General features: G+C 40.8%; 18 protein-coding genes and 1 pseudogene. 10 read left to right on the forward strand and 9 right to left on the reverse strand.

The window, feature by feature from the left end; genetic code table 11:
• Window positions 1-5: 5 nt before the first annotated feature.
• From leuD to fabR, 5 genes are all read right to left on the reverse strand, one after another.
• Window positions 6-605, reverse strand: coding sequence for a 3-isopropylmalate dehydratase small subunit (leuD, locus tag H5122_RS14765; RefSeq protein WP_149613416.1), 600 nt, complete (start codon window positions 603-605; stop codon window positions 6-8).
• Complete coding sequence (gene leuC, locus H5122_RS14770; protein WP_182682468.1) at window positions 605-2,005, reverse strand: 3-isopropylmalate dehydratase large subunit; 1,401 nt, start codon at window positions 2,003-2,005, stop codon at window positions 605-607. Before leuC ends, leuD begins: the two co-directional genes overlap by 1 nt.
• Before the next feature lie 60 nt (window positions 2,006-2,065).
• Window positions 2,066-3,142: a 3-isopropylmalate dehydrogenase gene (leuB, locus tag H5122_RS14775; protein ID WP_002961092.1), complete on the reverse strand. Its 1,077-nt coding sequence runs from the start codon at window positions 3,140-3,142 to the stop codon at window positions 2,066-2,068.
• Window positions 3,139-4,692 carry a 2-isopropylmalate synthase gene (gene leuA, locus H5122_RS14780; protein ID WP_182682469.1) on the reverse strand — a complete coding sequence of 518 codons (1,554 nt, stop codon included), beginning with the start codon at window positions 4,690-4,692 and terminating at the stop codon, window positions 3,139-3,141. The genes leuB and leuA overlap by 4 nt, the downstream gene beginning before the upstream one ends.
• Window positions 4,693-5,097: 405 nt before the next feature.
• Window positions 5,098-5,721, reverse strand: coding sequence for an HTH-type transcriptional repressor FabR (gene fabR / locus H5122_RS14785; RefSeq protein WP_002961087.1), 624 nt, complete (start codon window positions 5,719-5,721; stop codon window positions 5,098-5,100).
• Window positions 5,722-5,847: 126 nt separating this feature from the next.
• Here fabR and H5122_RS14790 point away from each other — a divergent pair, with 126 nt between their 5' ends.
• Window positions 5,848-6,981 carry a fatty acid desaturase gene (locus H5122_RS14790; RefSeq protein WP_008138662.1) on the forward strand — a complete coding sequence of 378 codons (1,134 nt, stop codon included), beginning with the start codon at window positions 5,848-5,850 and terminating at the stop codon, window positions 6,979-6,981.
• A gap of 13 nt (window positions 6,982-6,994) precedes the next feature.
• Complete coding sequence (gene sthA / locus H5122_RS14795) at window positions 6,995-8,425, forward strand: Si-specific NAD(P)(+) transhydrogenase (RefSeq protein ID WP_007378904.1); 1,431 nt, start codon at window positions 6,995-6,997, stop codon at window positions 8,423-8,425.
• Window positions 8,426-8,532: 107 nt separating this feature from the next.
• Here the strand turns inward: sthA and hemE are convergent, their stop codons facing one another.
• Window positions 8,533-9,597, reverse strand: coding sequence for a uroporphyrinogen decarboxylase (gene hemE / locus H5122_RS14800; protein ID WP_182671846.1), 1,065 nt, complete (start codon window positions 9,595-9,597; stop codon window positions 8,533-8,535).
• Between the two features lie 529 nt (window positions 9,598-10,126).
• Between hemE and rsd the strand changes: the two genes are divergently transcribed.
• Window positions 10,127-10,597 (forward strand): sigma D regulator, encoded by a 471-nt coding sequence (rsd, locus tag H5122_RS14805; protein WP_138489928.1) that lies wholly within the window; start codon window positions 10,127-10,129, stop codon window positions 10,595-10,597.
• A 65-nt stretch (window positions 10,598-10,662) separates the two neighbouring features.
• Here rsd and fkpA read toward each other — a convergent pair whose 3' ends face one another.
• The gene (gene fkpA, locus H5122_RS14810) at window positions 10,663-11,409 is read right to left on the reverse strand and encodes an FKBP-type peptidyl-prolyl cis-trans isomerase (protein WP_004335950.1); all 747 of its coding nucleotides are present in this window, start codon (window positions 11,407-11,409) and stop codon (window positions 10,663-10,665) included.
• A gap of 215 nt (window positions 11,410-11,624) precedes the next feature.
• Between fkpA and H5122_RS14815 the strand changes: the two genes are divergently transcribed.
• The gene (locus H5122_RS14815) at window positions 11,625-12,623 is read left to right on the forward strand and encodes a WD40 repeat domain-containing protein (protein ID WP_182682470.1); all 999 of its coding nucleotides are present in this window, start codon (window positions 11,625-11,627) and stop codon (window positions 12,621-12,623) included.
• The gene (locus H5122_RS14820; RefSeq protein ID WP_004335946.1) at window positions 12,610-12,825 is read left to right on the forward strand and encodes a SlyX family protein; all 216 of its coding nucleotides are present in this window, start codon (window positions 12,610-12,612) and stop codon (window positions 12,823-12,825) included. The genes H5122_RS14815 and H5122_RS14820 overlap by 14 nt, the downstream gene beginning before the upstream one ends.
• 32 nt (window positions 12,826-12,857) lie before the next feature.
• Here H5122_RS14820 and H5122_RS14825 read toward each other — a convergent pair whose 3' ends face one another.
• Complete coding sequence (locus H5122_RS14825; protein WP_007378899.1) at window positions 12,858-13,061, reverse strand: YheV family putative zinc ribbon protein; 204 nt, start codon at window positions 13,059-13,061, stop codon at window positions 12,858-12,860.
• A 132-nt stretch (window positions 13,062-13,193) separates the two neighbouring features.
• Between H5122_RS14825 and H5122_RS14830 the strand changes: the two genes are divergently transcribed.
• The 5 genes from H5122_RS14830 (at window position 13,194) to H5122_RS14850 (ending at window position 18,777) form a co-directional block, all read left to right on the forward strand.
• Window positions 13,194-15,116 carry an ATP-binding cassette domain-containing protein gene (locus H5122_RS14830; RefSeq protein WP_008165349.1) on the forward strand — a complete coding sequence of 641 codons (1,923 nt, stop codon included), beginning with the start codon at window positions 13,194-13,196 and terminating at the stop codon, window positions 15,114-15,116.
• Entirely contained in the window at window positions 15,100-15,522 is a 423-nt protein-coding gene (locus H5122_RS14835) for a TIGR02444 family protein (protein ID WP_182682471.1), read from the forward strand. Before H5122_RS14830 ends, H5122_RS14835 begins: the two co-directional genes overlap by 17 nt.
• A 750-nt stretch (window positions 15,523-16,272) precedes the next feature.
• A complete protein-coding gene (locus tag H5122_RS14840; RefSeq protein ID WP_182682472.1) occupies window positions 16,273-17,259 on the forward strand; it encodes a hydrolase in 987 nt (328 codons plus the stop codon).
• A gap of 2 nt (window positions 17,260-17,261) precedes the next feature.
• Entirely contained in the window at window positions 17,262-17,516 is a 255-nt protein-coding gene (locus tag H5122_RS14845; protein ID WP_004335925.1) for a YheU family protein, read from the forward strand.
• 64 nt (window positions 17,517-17,580) lie between these two features.
• Window positions 17,581-18,777 (forward strand): dipeptidase, encoded by a 1,197-nt coding sequence (locus H5122_RS14850; RefSeq protein ID WP_024606595.1) that lies wholly within the window; start codon window positions 17,581-17,583, stop codon window positions 18,775-18,777.
• Between the two features lie 367 nt (window positions 18,778-19,144).
• On the opposite strand, the pseudogene H5122_RS14855 reads toward H5122_RS14850, so the two are convergent.
• Window positions 19,145-19,354 (reverse strand): annotated as a pseudogene (locus tag H5122_RS14855) (elongation factor Tu); the annotation flags it as partial.

Raw genomic sequence — 19,354 nt, forward strand, 5'->3', positions numbered from 1 at the left:
AGTAATTACTGCCAAGAACGCTCAGCTGCTAGTTGTTTTTCAAACGCATCAATCTGTGGGTTTAGTGTTTCGGTTACACCAATAAAATCTAAGCCACTTAATAGGCGCTCTTTTACGTCTTTACGAATATCAAAACTAATTGGCGCAAACTTACTGCTTGTTAATGTTTGATTTTCAAGGTCGATTTCAATGTTAATATCGTCGTGCTGCTCGCTAAGTACAAACAATTGCTCAAGCGTGTCGGCAGGTAACGCAATGGCTAACATTTGGTTATTACCACAGTTATTAAAGAAAATATCAGCAAAGCTTTCAGCTAAAATAACTTCAAAACCATATTGTTTAAGCGCCCATGGCGCGTGCTCGCGAGATGAGCCACAACCAAAGTTGTCGCGCGTTAATAATATTTGCGCGCCTTGGTAGCATGGGCGATTTAAAATAAAGTCAGGGTTTGGCTCACCGTTATCTAGGTAACGCCAATCATAAAACAAGGCAGCATCAAAACCTTCGCGGCTAGTTGATGTTAAAAACTGCTTAGGAATAATTTGGTCAGTATCTACATTGTTTTTATCAAGTGGAGCCATTAAGCCACTAAAAAATACGCTCATTATGCTTCTCCTCTAATATCAACAAAGTGACCATGTATTGCAGCGGCTGCAGCCATTGCAGGGCTAACTAAATGGGTACGCCCGCCACGACCTTGACGACCTTCAAAGTTACGGTTAGAAGTAGATGCACAACGCTTGCCTGCTTCTAGGCGGTCATCGTTCATTGCTAAACACATAGAACAACCTGGTTCGCGCCATTCAAAGCCAGCGGCTTTGAAAATATCGGCTAAGCCTTCATCTTCAGCTTGTTTTTTAACTAAGCCAGAGCCCGGTACAATTAACGCCTCTATGCCGGCTACAACTTGCTTGCCTTCAACAATTTTTGCAGCTGCGCGTAAGTCTTCAATACGGCTATTAGTACATGAGCCAATAAATACCGTGTCTACTTTTGCGCTTGATAATTTATCGCCCGCTTTTAAGCCCATGTATTTAAGTGCGCTGCGAATGGCATCGGCTTTAATTAAATCTGGCTCTTTATCTGGATCGGGTATGCACTCATCAACACCAATTACTTGCTCTGGGCTTGTGCCCCAGGTAATTTGTGGCTGAATGTCGTCAGCATTTAGCTCAACAACTAAATCAAAGTGTGCGCCTTCGTCTGTTTTTAATGTTTCCCAATATTCAACGGCTGCATCAAAATCTGCGCCTTTAGGTGCAAACGGACGACCTTTTAAATAATCATAAGTAATTTGGTCAGATGCAATTAAACCCGCTTTTGCACCCATTTCTATGCTCATATTACATAGCGTCATACGGGCTTCCATTGAAAGCGCTTCAATGCCTGCACCACAAAACTCTGCTACATAGCCTGTGCCACCAGCAGTACCTAACTTGCCAATTACCGCCATAATTAAATCTTTAGCAGTAACCGTTGGGCGCAATACACCGTTAATTTGAATTTTTAACGATTTCGCCTTTTTTTGCTGTAGCGTTTGCGTTGCTAATACGTGCTCAACCTCAGACGTACCAATACCATGCGCTAATGCGCCAAACGCACCATGCGTAGAAGTATGGCTATCGCCACATACAATGGTTGTGCCTGGCAAAGTAATACCTTGCTCTGGGCCCATTACGTGCACAATGCCTTGGTTAATTGAGTTTAAATCGTAAAGTACAATACCAAACTCTTTACAGTTTTTATCAAGCGCCATTAATTGATTTTTAGATACTTCGCTTGCGGCATCAAGTGATCGGCTCTTAGTCGATACGTTATGATCCATCGTTGCAAAGGTTTTTTCTGGGCAACGTACAGTACGGTTTTTTTCACGTAGACCAGCAAAAGCCTGCGGAGAAGTAACTTCATGCACTAAATGGCGGTCAATATAAAGTAAGTCGGTTTGCTCGTTTATGCTGGCAACGGTATGTGCTTGCCAAATTTTGTCGTATAACGTTTGGGCCACTTGCTAATTCCCTAATCTGTTTGAGTTGCAGCATAACGGTGCTGCAACTTTAATATGTTATTAAATGCGTGAAACGATAGCGGCTGCCACATCGCTTGTGCTGTAACCGGCATTTGGATATATATCTGGCGTGCCTACACCTGCTTCTACAGCTTCTGCTACTGCTTTTTCAATGGTGCGCGCAGCTTCGTCTTGCCCTAGCGAGTAACGTAACATTAATGCGGCACTTAAAATTTGTGCTATTGGGTTTGCAACGCCTTTACCTGCAATATCTGGTGCTGAACCGCCTGCTGGCTCATACAACCCAAAACCCGATTGATTCAAGCTTGCCGAAGGTAATAAACCCATAGAGCCTGTGATCATGGCGCACTCATCTGACAAAATATCGCCAAATAAGTTATCGCAAAGTAGTACGTCAAACTGGCTAGGCTGTTTAACTAACTGCATAGCGGCGTTATCTACGTAAATGTAATCTAGGCTTACTTCTGGGTAGTCTTTGCTTACTTCGGTTACTACTTCACGCCATAGTACGCTTGATGCAAGTACGTTTGCTTTATCAACAGAGGTAACATGGTTACTACGTAATTTTGCAGCTTCAAAAGCAAAGCGTGCAATACGTTCAATCTCTTTACGCGAGTATGTTTGCGTATCAAAAGCAGCTTCTTCAGCGCCTTCGCCGCTACGGCCTTTTTCGCCAAAGTAAATGCCGCCGGTTAGCTCGCGCACACATAAAATATCAAACCCTTTTTCGCTAATATCAGCGCGAAGTGGTGACGCTGCACTTAATGCAGGTAATAACTGTGCAGGGCGCAGGTTACAAAACAAACCAAAGTGCTTACGAAGCGGCAATAACGATGCGCGCTCAGGCTGCTCGTTTGGTGGTAGGTTTTCCCATTTAGGACCGCCTACCGAACCAAATAAAATAGCGTCAGCGTTTTCACACGCTGCAAGTGTGCTCTCTGGTAATGCTTTACCAAATTCGTCAATGGCTGCGCCACCAATTGCATAATGCTCACGGTTCAGGGTAAAACCAAACTTATTGCTCACAGCATCAAGTACTTGTTCTGCTGCTGCCATCACTTCTGGACCAATACCGTCGCCAGCTAATACGGCAACGCTGTAGTTTGTTTTACTCATCCTGCTTTCCTTTGTTGTTTTAAATCAGACACTTTTTGTGCACGATAAATTAAGTTATAAACACGGATCATGGCGCGTACCGACGCTTCAACCACATCCGCTGCAATGCCCGCACCGTGGTAAGGTCGGCCATCGTATTTAGCTATAATATTTACTTGGCCTAATGAGCTTGCACCTTGGCCTGTCGCTTCTAAGTTATATTCAATCATTTCAACGCTCATACCGGTTAAGCGCTCAATCGCTGCAAACGAGGCTTCAACTGGGCCATTACCTGTCGCGGCTTCTTGTTTAGCTTCGCCATCAATTCGCATTCCAATGGTAGAGCTTGCTACCGATTGTGAGTTAGAGGCTGAGTTAACAAATTCTAATTGGTATTTTTCGTCTTTGTCGTTAATTTGATTAAAGTAAATCATCGCCTCAAGGTCGTAATCGTATACTGTGCCTTTTTGGTCAGCCAATTCGATAAAGCTTTTATATAAGCCATCCATATCGTAATCAGATTTTTGATAGCCTAACTCTTCTAAGCGATGCTCAATAACATGACGACCCGAACGCGAAGTCATATTTAATTGGTTGCTTGGCACACCCACGCTTTCTGGCGACATAATCTCATAAGTATTTTGAGCTTTTAATACACCGTCTTGGTGAATGCCAGAACTATGCGCAAAGGCGTTTTCGCCAACAATCGCTTTATTTGGTTGTACTGGCATATTACAAATTTTAGCCACTTGGCGAGATGCACGGTAAATTTCTTCACTTTTAATATCTGTGTATACTTTTAAATGGTCTTTGCGCATTTTCATGATCATCGCCACTTCTTCAAGCGAGCAGTTACCAGCCCGCTCACCAATGCCATTAATAGTACACTCAATTTGGCGTGCACCGGCTTGCACTGCAGCCACCGAGTTTGCTACTGCTAAACCTAAATCGTTGTGGCAATGCACACTTAAACGCGCTTTATCAATATTTGGCACGTTATTCATTAAATGGCGGATCATTGCGGCGTACTCATCTGGCGTTACAAAACCAACGGTATCTGGCAAGTTAATAGTTGAAGCTCCGGCGTTAATTGCCTGCTCAACAATTTTACATAAATCCCAATGCGGGGTACGACCGGCATCTTCACACGAAAACTCAACATCATCAGTATAGTTACGTGCCAATTTAATTGATTTAACAGCCATTGCCGTTGCATCGTCTAAGCTCATACGTAATTTATGTTCAAGGTGCAAAGGGCTTGTGGCAATAAAAGTATGAATACGGCTTTGCTGTGCTGTGCGAAGCGCCTCACCACAGGCTTCAATATCTTTTGCTACTGAACGTGCTAAACCACAAATAATAGGGCCTTTAACCTCGGTTGCAATACGCTGTACCGAGCGAAAATCAGCGGGGCTCGAAACTGGAAAACCCACTTCCATCACATCCACGTTCAAGCGGCTAATAGTATGCGCTAGCTGAATTTTATCGTCTTCTGTAAGGCTTGCTTTAAGTGCCTGCTCGCCATCACGTAAGGTGGTATCAAAAATCCATACTTTATCTTTGTCTTGCATAACTGCCCCTCATTCCTGTGTTACCCAAATTTCAATTTATCCCAGCCGCGAGATAAAAAAAACCCCGCAATTGCGGGGTTTTTAGTGTTCAACTCGATGCAAACACACTAATCCCCGCTTACTTGCCATAGCAGTAAGAGGTTAAGTTTTAGTGTAATTAAACGAATAATATGCATCTTGTTTTCTTGTGTGTGTGTTCAGTGAAGCCTATTTTTAACATTGCAAAGCGACGGAAGCAAGCATAAAAATTCCACAAAACAGATTTAAAAACGATTCAATTGGGTTTTTTAATTCAACCAAGGCACCTATTAAGAATTAAAATAACAAATACATGACTAGTGACGCTTAAATTAATAAGCACTGCAATATACCGTGCTTATATTAACTTTTTACAATTTTTTTAAGCTATGCTTCTTTACTCGTTTCTCTTACGTAATGCCCGGCTCCACGAGTAATATAACGCAGCTGCCAAATAACGCGCTCAATCAATTCGTCGCGTTGCAATCCTTCTATATCGAGCGCCTCTGCACCCGCATTAAATACGAGCGTTACCATAGATTCAGCCTGAATATAGGCATGCATAGCGTTGCACTTAGTTTCACTTTCTAAATAATGAGCCAGCTCTAAAATAAAATGTTTTACCTCGCGCGCTACTGCGGCTCTAAATGCTTTAGAAGTCCCAGAGCGTTCTCGTAGCAACAACCTAAATTGGTTACTTGAGTTATCAATAAACTCCATAAAAGTAACCACTGAGGTATTTATAACACTGCCGCCATCGTTCGCTATTCGTCTACGAGCTTGACGCATTAGTTGGCGAAGAGTTAAGCCGGCTTCGTCTACCATGGTTAAACCTAGCTCATCCATGTCTTTAAAATGACGATAAAAAGAAGTTGGGGCAATACCGGCTTCTCGTGCTACTTCGCGTAAACTTAAATTCGAAAAACTATGATCAGCACTCAGCTGATTAAATGCCGCTTGAATTAACGCCTGTCGTGTTTTTTGTTTCTGTTGCGCTCTAACACCCGACATCAACAGCTCCCTGAATTATTTTATATGAATATTTAGTGATATTAGCTCAATTGTCCAGTCTAATACTTGACGACGAGAGTTTGAAATACTATTTTAGCTTACAGTTGTACGCTGAGATTGAGAATTATGAATAAACCACCGATTATTTGGACAAACGTCCTATTTTTTAGCCTAACCTTTTTGGCGGCTGCCACACTTGTACCTTGGTACGCCATTAGCTACGGATTTACCAGCGCGCATTGGATTGCTTTTGTAGGCTGCATGTTTTATGCGGGCTTATCAATTACTGCCGGCTACCATCGATTATGGGCACATAAAACCTATAACGCACACCCTGCTGTTGAATTTATTTTTGCGCTTGGCGGTGCTTTTGCACTACAAAACAGTGCTTTGCATTGGAGTAGCGATCACCGTATACATCACGGTCAAGTTGACGACCCAATAAAAGACCCTTACGCGGCGACCAATGGTTTTTGGTATAGCCATATCGGATGGATGTTACGTGACTACCAAGGCGATAGCTACGGTGATTATAGTAATTGTCGTGATTTACAGCGCAATAAAATAGTTATGTGGCAACACAAACATTACTTAAAGCTTGTGATTGCTATGAACGTAGGCTTGCCTCTAGCACTTGGTTTATTGGTTGGTGATGTGTGGGGGATGTTAATTCTTGCAGGTTTACTACGCTTAGTACTGAGTCAACACTTTACCTTTTTTATAAACTCAGTTGCACATATTTGGGGCTCTCGCCCATACACCGAAAAAAATACGGCACGTGATAACGGCTTTTTAGCGTTATTTACATACGGTGAGGGGTATCACAACTTCCACCATATTTTTGCAAGCGACTACCGTAACGGTATTAAATGGTTTCATTACGATCCAACAAAATGGATGATTCGCTCCTTAGCAGCTGTAGGTTTAGCCAATAAGTTAAAGCGTACTCCTGTTGAACGTATAGAAAAAGCGAAGGCCGAAACGCTCATGAGCAAAACGCAAACGCGCCTTGCAAAATTGCCTTTAGCACAAGATAAGATTACATTATTACAACAAGAGTACGATTTACTGCTGAAAAAACTGCAAAATTATTGTTCACTACAAAAACAAGTGTTAGAAGTTAAAAAAAATAACATGGCAAAGCAGTGTGAACGCTCAGCATTAATGGCACAATACCATGAGTTGGAAGCCGCCTGGGAAAATCAAAAACAGGCATGGCTAGCACTTAATGCGAGGTTATTAAAAGCCTCTTTTAATTAATTTAGGAGTGGCTGTGGCCAAACAACCAGAACAAAAAAAAGTACCCGTGACATACCAATATGATGCAATAATTATTGGCACGGGTCCTGGCGGTGAAGGTACCGCCATGAACCTTTCAAAAAACGATAAAAAAGTAGCGGTTATTGAACGCCAAGAATCAGTTGGTGGCGGTTGTGTACATTGGGGAACAATTCCTTCAAAAGCGCTTCGCCACTCTGTTAGCCGCTATATTGAATACAAAGCAAATCCGTTATTTAATGTTGGTGAGCGCCCTAGCCGCTTAACATTTCCTGATATTTTACGTCACGCAAGTTCTGTTATTTCTAAGCAATCTAATTTACGTAGTAGCTTTTACGATCGTAACCGCATTCATATGTTTCAAGGTGATGCGAGCTTTGTAGATAAGCACACAATTGAAGTAAAACGAAATGATGGTTCAACTGAGCGACTGACTGCTAAAACGATTGTTATAGCAACGGGTTCACGCCCTTATCGCCCACCAGAGGTAGATTTTACGCATTCTCGTATTTACGAAAGTGACACAATACTTGGCCTTGAGCATGACCCTCATCGTGTACTGATTTATGGTGCAGGTGTAATTGGTTGTGAGTACGCGTCAATATTTAAAGGTTTAGGCGCTAAAGTTGATTTGGTTAATACACGCGATCGACTACTTGCTTTTATGGATGCAGAAATATCTGACGCACTTAGCTATCACTTTTGGAATAGCGGTATTGTTATTCGCCATAACGAAGAGTTTGACCGAATTGAGACGCGTGACGACTGCGTTATAATGCATCTAAAATCAGGTAAACGCGTAAAAGCTGACTGTATTTTATTTGCTAATGGTCGTACTGGTAACACTGATACACTAAATCTTGAAGCCATTGGCTTAAAAGCCGATAGCCGTGGCCAATTAAAAGTTAACGAAACATACCAAACAGAAATTGATAACGTTTACGCTGTAGGTGATGTAATTGGCTATCCAAGCCTTGCAAGTGCTGCGTTTGACCAAGGTCGTATAGCTGCTGATGCAATTGCATGTGGTAACTGCGATGACAGGCTGATTGTTGATATTCCAGCTGGTATTTATACCATTCCAGAAATGAGTTCAGTCGGTAAAACCGAGCAAGAGCTTACAGCCGCTAAAGTACCGTATGAAGTTGGCCGTGCTCAGTTTAAGCATTTGGCTCGCGCGCAAATTGCTGGTACTGAAGTAGGTAGTTTAAAAATATTATTCCACACTGAAACCAAAGAAGTACTTGGCGTACATTGTTTTGGCGAACGTGCCTCTGAAATTGTTCACATTGGCCAAGCTATTATGGAACAAAAAAATGGTGGCAATAATATCGACTACTTTGTAAATACCACATTTAACTACCCAACCATGGCTGAAGCCTACCGTGTTGCGGCATTAAATGGCTTAAATCGCTTATTTAAATAACCGCTTAAATAAGTAGTTTTAAAAGCCTTTATAAATAGGTAACAAAAAACCCGCAACTTAGCGGGTTTTTTACTTTTAAACAGTTTTAAAGCTCGTTTAAGTGACTATTACTTATGGTACTTAGCACTTAGCTCATGTACTGCATTAATAAATACGCCAGCATTTTCAGGGTCTACATCTGGTGTAATGCCGTGGCCTAAGTTAAACACGTGGCCATTGCCTGTACCAAAGTCTTCTAAAATAGTACCTACCTCTTGGCGAATACGCTCTGGTGTACCGTGAAGCATTGACGGGTCCATATTACCTTGTAGTGCTACTTTGTCGCCTACACGGCGTTTAGCATCGCTAATATTAATAGTCCAATCTAGACCTACTGCATCACAGCCTGTTGCTGCAATTGCTTCAATCCATTGACCACCATTTTTAGTGAACAAAGTAACCGGAACTTTACGGCCATCGTATTCACGAATTAAACCATCTACAATTTTATGCATATATTGCAGTGAAAACTCGTTGTAATCGCGCGGACTTAATACACCGCCCCACGAGTCAAATACCATTAGCGATTGCGCGCCAGCTTTAATTTGAGCATTTAAGTAATCAATTACTGAATCAGCTAATTTATCGAGTAATAAATGAAGTGTTTGCGGCTCTGCAAACGCCATTTTTTTGATTTTACCAAATACTTTGCTGCTACCGCCTTCAACCATATAAGTTGCTAGCGTCCAAGGTGAACCAGAAAAACCAATAAGTGGTACTTCGCCCTTAAGTTCACGACGAATAGTGCTTACTGCGTTCATTACGTAGCCAAGCTCGTCTGTAGGGTCTAGCTTTGGAATTTTTTTAACATCAGCAAGTGATGAAATAGGACGTTCAAACTTAGGGCCTTCGCCAGTTTCAAAGTACAAGCCTAAGCCCATCGCATCTGGAATCGTTAAAATATCACTAAATAATATAGCGGCATCTAACGGGTAACGACGTAGAGGCTGCAGTGTAACTTCACATGCAAGCTCAGCATTACGGCACAGGCTCATAAAATCGCCCGCTTGTGCACGTGTAGCGCGATACTCTGGTAAATAGCGTCCTGCTTGGCGCATCATCCATACCGGAGTTACATCAACAGGTTGTTTTGCAAGTGCACGTAAATAACGGTCGTTTTTTAATTCGCTCATGGCGTAAATGATCCTAAGACTTGTATAAATTGTGCAAGATTGTACCACCATATTCTCCGACCCTCTATTGCTTAGGGACGAAAACAGCTTTACCTAGGGGTAGATCAATAGAATGGAGTTTTTTAATCCCTTTCGACTATAAAATAAACAAAAATAAATAACATTTAAAACTTTTTATTAATATGTTTGCAACATTGCAAAAACCTTGTTATTGTTTGTCCCGCGTTAACAAAAACAATAATAAAAATCTTAAAACAATAAAAATAAATGTTTTAAAATAATAACAATAAAAATCATCTCATAAAAATAAGAAAGCTTGTTATAACAAGTCACTGAAAGAAATTAGACCACCGTAACTGGTGGTTTTTTCTTGCCTAAAATAAAATCTCTCACCTCGGTTTATATAAAAAGGTACACCCCTCAAAGTAGCTTAACTTTACTTGTTGATATACGCGCAAATTAAATATATCTTGATGTATATAAACTTATTATATTTAAATTAAAAACCAACCCAGCTAGGAGAACAGTTATGCTGACGCGTGTAGAAAAAGCTCAACAAAAATGGGGTGGTAGCCACACAGTAATTGATAAATGGCTAAACGAACGCCAAGAACTTATTGTACTTTACTGCAAAATTGCAGGCTTTACGCCATACGAAAAGCAAGATCAAGCATTGCCAGAGCCAAAACTAATTGAATCATTTTGCCAGCTTTTAATGGATTACCTATCTGCAGGCCATTTTGAAGTATATGACGATATAGCAAAAGCATGCGAAAAAAAGGGCTTACAAAGCCAAGAGCTTGCAAACTCTATTTACCCGCGTATTTCTAGCACAACCGATGTGGCGTTAGATTTTAATGATAAGTACGCAGAAGTAGACAAAGAAGACTTATTAAAAGACTTTGATAATGACTTATCTGTTATTGGTGAGGCATTAGAAGCTCGTTTTGCACTTGAAGATGAGCTTATTGATAACTTGTTTTCTAATCACACGAATTAATACGTTACTTACACGTATTAAAAAAGGGACCTAAGGTCCCTTTTTGCATTTACACAATAAGCTTATTATTGTGCTGGTGCTTCTTCATTTTGAATTTCAAGTAATTCAACTTCAAATACAAGTGTTGAATTAGCTGGAATCTTACCTAAGTCACGGTCGCCGTAAGCAAGTTCTGAAGGTATAGTGAACTTGTACTTAGAACCCACTGACATGAGTTGTAAACCTTCAGTCCAACCCGCAATTACGCGGTTAAGAGGGAAAGTTGTCGGTTCGTTACGTGCATATGAGCTATCAAACTCAGTACCGTCTAATAAAGTCCCTTTGTAGTGTACTTTAACTACATCAGTTGCCACTGGCTTTTCGCCATCGCCTTCGCTAAGTACTTCGTACTGTAGACCCGACTCAGTTACTGTAACGCCTTCTTTTTTAGCGTTGTCCGCTAGGTATTTAGCGCCTGCTTCTTTACTTTTTTCAGACTCTACTTTAGCTTTTTCTTCTTGCTTAGTACGTACTGATGTATCTAGTGCAGTTAATACTTCGCGAATTTTTTCTTCGTCAATTTTTGCATTGCCAGCAAGCGCATCTTCAAAACCACGAATTAAAAGTGCTTGGTCTAGTTCAATACCAATTTCTGTTTTGTCTGCTAGGTCTTTATTTAAAAAGTTACCTACAGATGCACCAATACCGTATGCTTGTTGCTGTTCTACAGTGTCTAATTTAACTTCAGCTTGTTCTTTTTTTGCTTCTTGATTACAAGCTGTAAGCGCTAAAACTGACGCTGCAATCAATGACAATCTAATCGTCTTTTTCATTTTAAATCTCCGACATACTTTGCAGTTGTCATTTTAATGTATTATTACTAGTGAAAGATTAACGGCCCACATGATAGGCTGCTTGTTTAATGACTAAATTCCATATTGTTAGCTAAACTAAAAACATATCCAGTGATTAGACAAACAACCTAGGCATTTAACGCGTCCTAGTCTAACCTCTCAGTCACTAAGAGTTAAGGGGAAATACCTGTAATATGTCGATATTTCGTACTTTTTTAATCGTATTTAGCTGTTTTTTAGCCATCGCCTGTACCGATAAAAAACAACACGCTGTAGCAAGTTACGAACATGCTGCACAAGGTGCGTTTTCATCAACACTTTCAAACGATGGTAAATACAGTTTGATCTCCTCTATCAACCATGGGGTCGCCCTGTGGGATAATCAACAGCAGGTACTAAAATACCAATGGTTTCAGCAGCAAGATCAAGACAGTTTGGTATACGCCGTTGCTATTGCTTTTGATAACAGCGTGGCTGTTACCGCCGAAAAAACCACATTTGCTGTGTGGGATATAGCCACAGGCAAAAATAAAGGTTATTACAAAATACAAAAAGCCAGTATTCGCGATATTGCTATTAGCAATCAAGGCCGTAGTGTTTTATACGGCCGTAGCGACGGCGTTGTCGTATTTGTAAACCTAGAAACCGGACGTCGTATTGAGTTTTTAGGTCATCAAGATAAAGTTAACACCGTTGACCTGTCACCTAACGGACGCTTTGCCTTAAGTGGTTCTAACGATTATGTTGCTTATTTTTGGGATACACGTACCGGACAAGTAATTCATCGTTTTAATCACCCAACGCGTGTTACCCAAGTAACGCTAGATCCACAAGGTCGCTATGCGTTTACGGCCGATAGTATGGCACAAGCAAATGTATGGAAGCTGACTACAGGTGATCTTGTGAGTAAACTGAAGTATATTGCGCGTCAGAAAATTTTTACTGCTGTGCGTTTTAACGAACAAGGCACTTTGCTTGCAACCGGCTCGCCAAATAAGCGTGTAGATTTGTGGCAAATAACAAGCGGTGAAAAAATTCAAACTTGGCAGGTTACCCCGCGCGAAGGCAGTAAGCCTAAATCGGCGGTGGTGCTAGATGTGACATTTACAGATAACGGTAAGTCGTTGTTAACCGAAAGCTCCAGCGGGATCGCAGAGCGATTTATTATACGAGAGAATAATGAACACAATTGAACATCGCTTAATGGAACTTGAAGCCAAAGTGGCTTTTCAAGACGAAACGATTGAAGTCTTAAATGATGAAATAAAAGTGCACCAACAGCTGTTAGCAAAAATGAAACGCCAAACCGAGCTGCTAGCAGAAAAAATTAAAGAGTCGCAGTCATCATCGTCTATGATGTCTGAAGTACCTGAGCCACCTCCACCGCATTACTAAAACCGGTAAAAATTAGGCAATAAAAAACCGGGTTAGTCGCCCGGTTTAAACACACCAATTACTTGTTCAAATTGGCGAGTAGACGCCTGAACAGCGTTATCGGGTTGCGCCATTTTATGACCACACTCAACACACTCTACTTTTTCAACATCATGTTCTCTGTATAGCATCATGGTATCCATGGCTTTGCAGTCAGGGCACGATGCACCAGCAATAAATCGCTTCTTTTGTCTCACAACATTTTTCCTGTGGTTTGAACTGCTGTCATTTTATCGTATAACTTCACTTGTTGATACGCTTGATAAGAGCATTAAGTTCTATGTTATGATAGCGCCAACTTAACAAGGGCACAGCAAAGTAACGCATTCATGATCCAAATCTCAGAAATAGAACTACTTCGTGGCGGTAAAGCCTTATTAAAAAACGCATCAGCTACGTTATTTCCAGAACACAAAGTAGGCCTTGTTGGCGCTAATGGCTGTGGAAAATCAACGTTATTTGGTTTACTAAAATCAGAACTACAACTAGATGCCGGTAACTGCAGCATTCCAAAAGATTGGTCTATCGCCTCTGTTAAGCAAGAGACACCTGCCCTTGAAATAAGCGCGATTGATTATGTACTTCAAGGCCACCCAGAATACTACGCAATGCGTATAGCACTGCGTGAGGCCGAGAAAAACAACGATGGCGACACACAAGCTAAAGTACATATTCAGCTTGAAAACATTAAAGGCTATAGCATTGAATCAACCGCAGGTGAGCTATTACACGGCTTAGGCTTTGCCAATAACCTTATAGAAAATCCTGTAAGCTCGTTTTCGGGTGGTTGGCGTATGCGTTTAAACCTTGCCCAAGCATTAATACGCGACGCCGATTTACTATTACTCGATGAGCCAACAAACCACCTTGATTTAGATGCCGTTTATTGGCTTGAACGCTTTTTGCGTGCTTATACCGGCACCCTTGTACTTATATCGCATGACCGTGAGTTTTTAGATGCGGTGGTTGATCAAATTTGGCATGTAGATAAGCAACTTATTAACGTGTACAAAGGTAACTACTCGCAGTTTGAGCGCCAAAAAGCTGAGCGCTTACTACAACAACAAGCAATGTTTGATAAGCAACAAGATCAAATTGCTCACCTTGAGCAGTTTATAACGCGCTTTAAAGCAAAAGCCAGTAAAGCTAAACAAGCACAAAGCCGTGTGAAAGCGCTTGAACGCATGGAAAAACTAGCGCCGGCACATGCCGACTCGCCATTTAACTTTGAGTTTGCAGAGCCAAAAGCATTGCCAAACCCACTAATGACAATAGATAAAGCCAAAGCGGGTTATGGTGACGTCACCATTTTAAATAATATAGAGCTAAACCTTGTTCCAGGTAGCCGAATTGCTTTATTAGGTCGAAATGGCGCGGGTAAATCAACGTTAATTAAACTGCTTTCTGGTGATTTAGAGCCGCAAGCTGGTGAAGTTGTTCAGCATCACGGATTAAATATTGGTTACTTTGCGCAGCATCAACTTGAATCTCTTGATTTAAAAGCCAGTGCAATAATGCACTTACAACGCCTCGACCCAAAAGCCACTGAGCAATCACTACGTGATTTTTTAGGTGGTTTCGCCTTTATTGGCGATAAAGCACTTGAACCTGTAGCCCCTTTTTCGGGCGGCGAAAAAGCACGTTTAGTACTTGCCATGTTGGTATATCAAAAGCCAAACCTGCTGCTTCTCGATGAGCCTACAAACCACCTTGATTTAGAAATGCGCCATGCACTTGTTATGGCACTGCAAGGCTTTGAAGGCGCCATGGTTACCGTATCACACGACCGCCACATGCTTAAAAATACCGCCGATGAGTTTTACTTAGTAGATGACGGCAAAGTAACCCAGTTTGGTTACGACTTAGATGCGTATTACCAGTGGTTACTCAATGCCAATAAAGAAGCGGTTAAAGCGCAGCAAAGCGACGAGCCTAAAGCAAATCCGGGTGTTAACCGTAAAGAGCAAAAACGCTTAGAGGCTGAGTTTAGAAAGGCCACTCAACCACTTAAAAAGCAAATTGAAAAGCTTGAAAAGCAACTCGATAAATTCACCGCCGAGTTAAGTGAAGTTGAAGTGACCTTAGGTGATAACGAACTCTACAACGACGACAACAAAGCCAAGCTTAAAGAGTTATTAGCCAAGCAAGCAACCCTTACGCCTAAACTTAACGACGTTGAAGAAGAGTTACTTATGGCACTTGAAGAAATGGAAGAAAAAGAGCAGGCATTCGCCGATGAACTTGCTCAATAGCGACCATTTTTGGCAATTTGCGTGCACTTTGTACGCAAAGCCTGAGCAACAAATAACCTTGCTAGCACTACAAAACCAGCAAGGAAAAAACGTTAATTTATGCTTATTACTGCTTTATTTAGATTCATTAAATTTAAGTATTAATACCCAACAGTTAAATGAGTTAATAGACGCAATTAGTGAGTTTGATACTCACGCATTACAACCTATGCGCGCCGCTCGTAGCTATTTAAAAGCTAACCAGAATGCGATAAGTGATTACGCCACAATACGCGCAGAGTTACTAAGCGCTGAGCTGAAGCTTGAAAAACAACAGCAACATATGTTGATTGAAACAGTAAATGAGCTTGAATTAGTTAAGCTTTCTGAGCCAAACAACATTGAGCTATATGTGAAAGCCACTTAGGGTGTTAGTTTTTGTAGCCTCCTCCACTTTTTATACTCTTTTCTTTGTGCAAAAAAACTTCAAGTAATTACTCACAAAGAGGTTAAGAGGCGCTTCGCTTTTAGAGGAAAACAAACTAAATTACCCAAGTGAAAATGGGTAACTGTCAGATCAAGTCTGAGCTAGTACAGCTCAAGTAGTTCATTGATCTCCCCGCATTTACTTCTCATTCTTTTCTCTTTGTGCAAAAAATCTTTAAGTGGTTTACTCAAAAAAGTTTAAAGCGCTACGCTTTTAGATAAAGTGAAAAAACATGAGTTACGATCAGCTCACTATTTTAAGAGAAAACTCTCTTAGCTCTCAGTGGTAATAACTTACCAACCCTTAAAACATGATCTAAATCAACTTAGCTTCACTCCTACAGTTGCTTAGAAAAATAACTTGATCTCGATCACGTTGCGACCTGCAAACACCGCTTATGATTAACCCATCAACAAAGAGGGGAGCAACTCATGAACGTATTCTTTAGAGACTTTTTTACAGATCCAGTTTTATTTATGTCTTTTGGGTTTTTAACCATCGTTGTTTCTTTGTGTATCTTTTTTGCTTTTTTCTTTTTGAAAAAAATACATGATGCAGAAATTCCCGAACAAAATTAAGCACGACGCACTAAAGCGCCTTATTAGTTTACTAGTTAGGCGCTTTTTATTTTCTGAAGCGAAAAATTTGATACACTAGCTTTTCGTTTAATACAAAGTGCGTAGTACAAACATGATCTCTCAGTTCAAACCAGCATGGTGGATGACCAATCGTCACATTCAGACCATAATGCCGCGTTTTTTCCGCCCATTTCACAATACGTCCTACGAACTTGAGCAACTTGATACACCTGATGGTGACTTTATTGAGCTTGCATGGTCACTTCCACATAATGAAACCGCACCACTTGCTGTTGTTTTGCATGGCCTTGAGGGCAATATAAATAGCTTTTATGCCAAAGGCATGATGAAGGCATTAAAAAAACAAGGTTATGCAGTTGTGCTTATGCACTTTAGAAATTGCTCAACCGAAGTAAATCGCCTACCACGTGCTTATCACAGCGGTGACACCGCCGATTTAGCTTTTTTTATAAATCATTTAAAGCAGCAATACCCAAATAGAGCGATGGTTGCCGTAGGCTTTTCGCTTGGTGGTAATGTGCTTGCTAAGTACTTAGGCGAAGAGAATACAAACTGCCCGCTCAATGCAGCTGCAGTGGTATCTGCTCCTTATGATTTGTCGTCATCGAGCGATGTTATTCGTAAAAGCTTAGGTAAAATTTACCAAAAATATCTGCTCGATCGGATGAAAAAATCAATGCAGCGAAAGCTGCCACAAATTAAGCAGCAAATTTCATTAACGCCAAAACAGTTAATGAAAATTGACGATTTATTAGAGTTTGATAATCAGTTAACAGCCCCTCTACATGGTTTTAAAAACGCACACGATTACTACCGTAAAGCCAGTGCTATGCCGTACTTGAAAGATATCGCTGTACCCACACTTATTATTCATTCCAAAGACGACCCTATGCTCTCAATTAAAGCCGTACCGAGTAGGCAAGACGTAAGTGAGCATGTTACGCTGCGCATCTCTGACAAGGGCGGGCATGTTGGTTTTATTAGCGGTAAAAATCCGTTTAAACCTATATTTTGGTTAGAAAAAGCCGTCCCTCATTATTTTAGCCAGCACGTATCAAATAAAGCGAGTAACAAGTAGTAATGATTATCCCTTTTGAACAACTCGATCAAGACACTCTTTATAACTTAATCGAAAGCTACGTATTACGCGAAGGTACCGATTATGGTGAAGTAGAGGCAAGCATCGAATCTAAAGTAAGCCAAGTAAAGCTGCAGCTTAAAAATGGCGAAGCGATGGTGTTTTTCTCAGAATTACACGAGTCTGTAACTATAATTTCAAAAGGTGAGTTTAAAGCGCTGCAAAGTGAAGAGCATCAAGCACAGTCGTTTGATTAGGGCGTAGTACTTGTAACTTTTGAATTGAACGTACACAATGGCTTTTTACCCAAAGAGCCAAAACATGATAAAACTCAGCACTCTAGTGGTAGCCATATCACTAGCTTTAACTAGCCAAGCCCAAGCAGAACAAACAATAACAGCATCTGATAAGGCAATTAAACTCGCTAAAGATACCATTTTAATTGATACCCATATTGACGTACCTTATCGAATTCACGAAAGCTGGGTTGATGTAACCAAAGCAACTAGTGATGGCGATTTTGACTATCCTCGCGCTGTAAAAGGCGGTTTAAACGCCCCATTTATGTCGATTTATATTCCTGCGCATTTAGAATTTGAGGGTAAAGGAAAAAGCTACCAGCTAGCCAATCAAATGATTGATAGTATGGAAGCCATAGTCCAGCGCGCACCCGATAAGTTTGCTATTGCTAGCTCAAGCTCTGATATTGAAGAGCAATTTAAACAAGGTAAGCTGTCTATAGCCATGGGTATGGAAAATGGCTCTCCAATCGAAGGTGATATGAAAAACCTTCAACACTTTTACGACCGTGGCATTCGTTACATCACGCTAGCGCACTCGCAAAGCAACCATATTTCGGATTCGTCTTACGATATACGCCGTAAATGGAAAGGCTTAAGCCCATTTGGTAAAAAGCTTGTCACTGAAATGAATAATATAGGCATGCTAATTGACGTATCGCATATTTCTGATGATGCGTTTTATCAGGTTATGGAGCTCTCTAAAACGCCAGTAATTGCCTCTCATTCATCACTTCGTAAATACACGCCTGGCTTTGAGCGTAATATGAATGACGATATGCTATTAGCGCTGAAGGAAAATGGCGGTGTTATTCAAATCAATTTTGGCTCAAGCTTTGTTACCGCTAAAGCAGGTAGTTGGGGCAAGCAATTAAAAAGTACAAAAGAGTCAGCTAAAAAAGAAGGCACTAAGTTAAGTAAAGATTTTGATGCTGCGTACCGTGCTAAAAATCCGTATCCATTTGCAAGTCTTGAGCAAGTACTTGACCATATTGATCACGTAGTTGAGCTAATTGGTATTGATTATGTAGGTATTGGCTCTGATTACGATGGAGTTGGCGATTCATTGCCTATCGGCTTAAAAGATGTATCTAGCTATCCTAATCTTGTTCAAGGTTTAATGGACAGAGATTACAGCGACAAAGATATTAAAAAGATTCTTAGCGGTAATTTATTAAGAGTTTTAAAACAAGCGCAAGAGTATGCGAAGAAACACTAAAGCTTTTATCATATATTAGTAATTGGCTAAAAGACCAAGAGCTAACTCAATATAAGCGCGGCCTAGCCGTGCTTTTTTATATTTAACAGCATAGATAACTTCGGTACTATTTCCCCCTCGGGTTTCGTAAAACTCAACCCAAGCTACGGCAATAATTCTATACCTAGGAGCAAATCACTTTTCTTCAGGCATTCAAAAAGGCCACCTGAGTGACCTTTTTCTAACAATTAACTTAAAAGTTAATTATTACTCTTTGACTGTTGCTACAAAGTACCTACGCCTAAGGTAAGAGCACCACCTTTTCTTCAGACATTAAAAAAGGCCACCTGAGTGACCTTTTTCTAATAATTAACTTAAAAGTTAATTATTACTCTACGATAGTTGCTACAACACCAGCACCTACAGTACGACCACCTTCACGGATAGCAAAACGAAGACCTTCATCCATCGCAATTGGTGCGATTAGAGTTACTGTCATCTTGATGTTATCACCAGGCATTACCATTTCTACGCCTTCTGGTAACTGTACGTCACCAGTTACGTCAGTTGTACGGAAGTAGAACTGTGGACGGTAACC

This window comes from Pseudoalteromonas sp. SG43-8 (genome assembly GCF_014164245.1).
Lineage (GTDB): Bacteria > Pseudomonadota > Gammaproteobacteria > Enterobacterales > Alteromonadaceae > Pseudoalteromonas > Pseudoalteromonas distincta.

Bases quoted from the DNA above. Each gene is read 5' to 3' on its own strand.
- H5122_RS14815 (WP_182682470.1), top strand. From the start codon at position 11,625: ATGTCGATATTTCGTACTTTTTTAATCGTATTTAGCTGTTTTTTAGCC.
- H5122_RS14850 (WP_024606595.1), top strand. From the start codon at position 17,581: ATGATAAAACTCAGCACTCTAGTGGTAGCCATATCACTAGCTTTAACT.
- fabR (WP_002961087.1), bottom strand. From the start codon at position 5,721: ATGTCGGGTGTTAGAGCGCAACAGAAACAAAAAACACGACAGGCGTTA.
- leuD (WP_149613416.1), bottom strand. From the start codon at position 605: ATGAGCGTATTTTTTAGTGGCTTAATGGCTCCACTTGATAAAAACAAT.
- H5122_RS14840 (WP_182682472.1), top strand. From the start codon at position 16,273: ATGATCTCTCAGTTCAAACCAGCATGGTGGATGACCAATCGTCACATT.
- H5122_RS14835 (WP_182682471.1), top strand. From the start codon at position 15,100: ATGAACTTGCTCAATAGCGACCATTTTTGGCAATTTGCGTGCACTTTG.
- fkpA (WP_004335950.1), bottom strand. From the start codon at position 11,409: ATGAAAAAGACGATTAGATTGTCATTGATTGCAGCGTCAGTTTTAGCG.
- H5122_RS14820 (WP_004335946.1), top strand. From the start codon at position 12,610: ATGAACACAATTGAACATCGCTTAATGGAACTTGAAGCCAAAGTGGCT.
- leuA (WP_182682469.1), bottom strand. From the start codon at position 4,692: ATGCAAGACAAAGATAAAGTATGGATTTTTGATACCACCTTACGTGAT.
- H5122_RS14830 (WP_008165349.1), top strand. From the start codon at position 13,194: ATGATCCAAATCTCAGAAATAGAACTACTTCGTGGCGGTAAAGCCTTA.
- H5122_RS14790 (WP_008138662.1), top strand. From the start codon at position 5,848: ATGAATAAACCACCGATTATTTGGACAAACGTCCTATTTTTTAGCCTA.
- hemE (WP_182671846.1), bottom strand. From the start codon at position 9,597: ATGAGCGAATTAAAAAACGACCGTTATTTACGTGCACTTGCAAAACAA.
- rsd (WP_138489928.1), top strand. From the start codon at position 10,127: ATGCTGACGCGTGTAGAAAAAGCTCAACAAAAATGGGGTGGTAGCCAC.
- leuB (WP_002961092.1), bottom strand. From the start codon at position 3,142: ATGAGTAAAACAAACTACAGCGTTGCCGTATTAGCTGGCGACGGTATT.
- H5122_RS14845 (WP_004335925.1), top strand. From the start codon at position 17,262: ATGATTATCCCTTTTGAACAACTCGATCAAGACACTCTTTATAACTTA.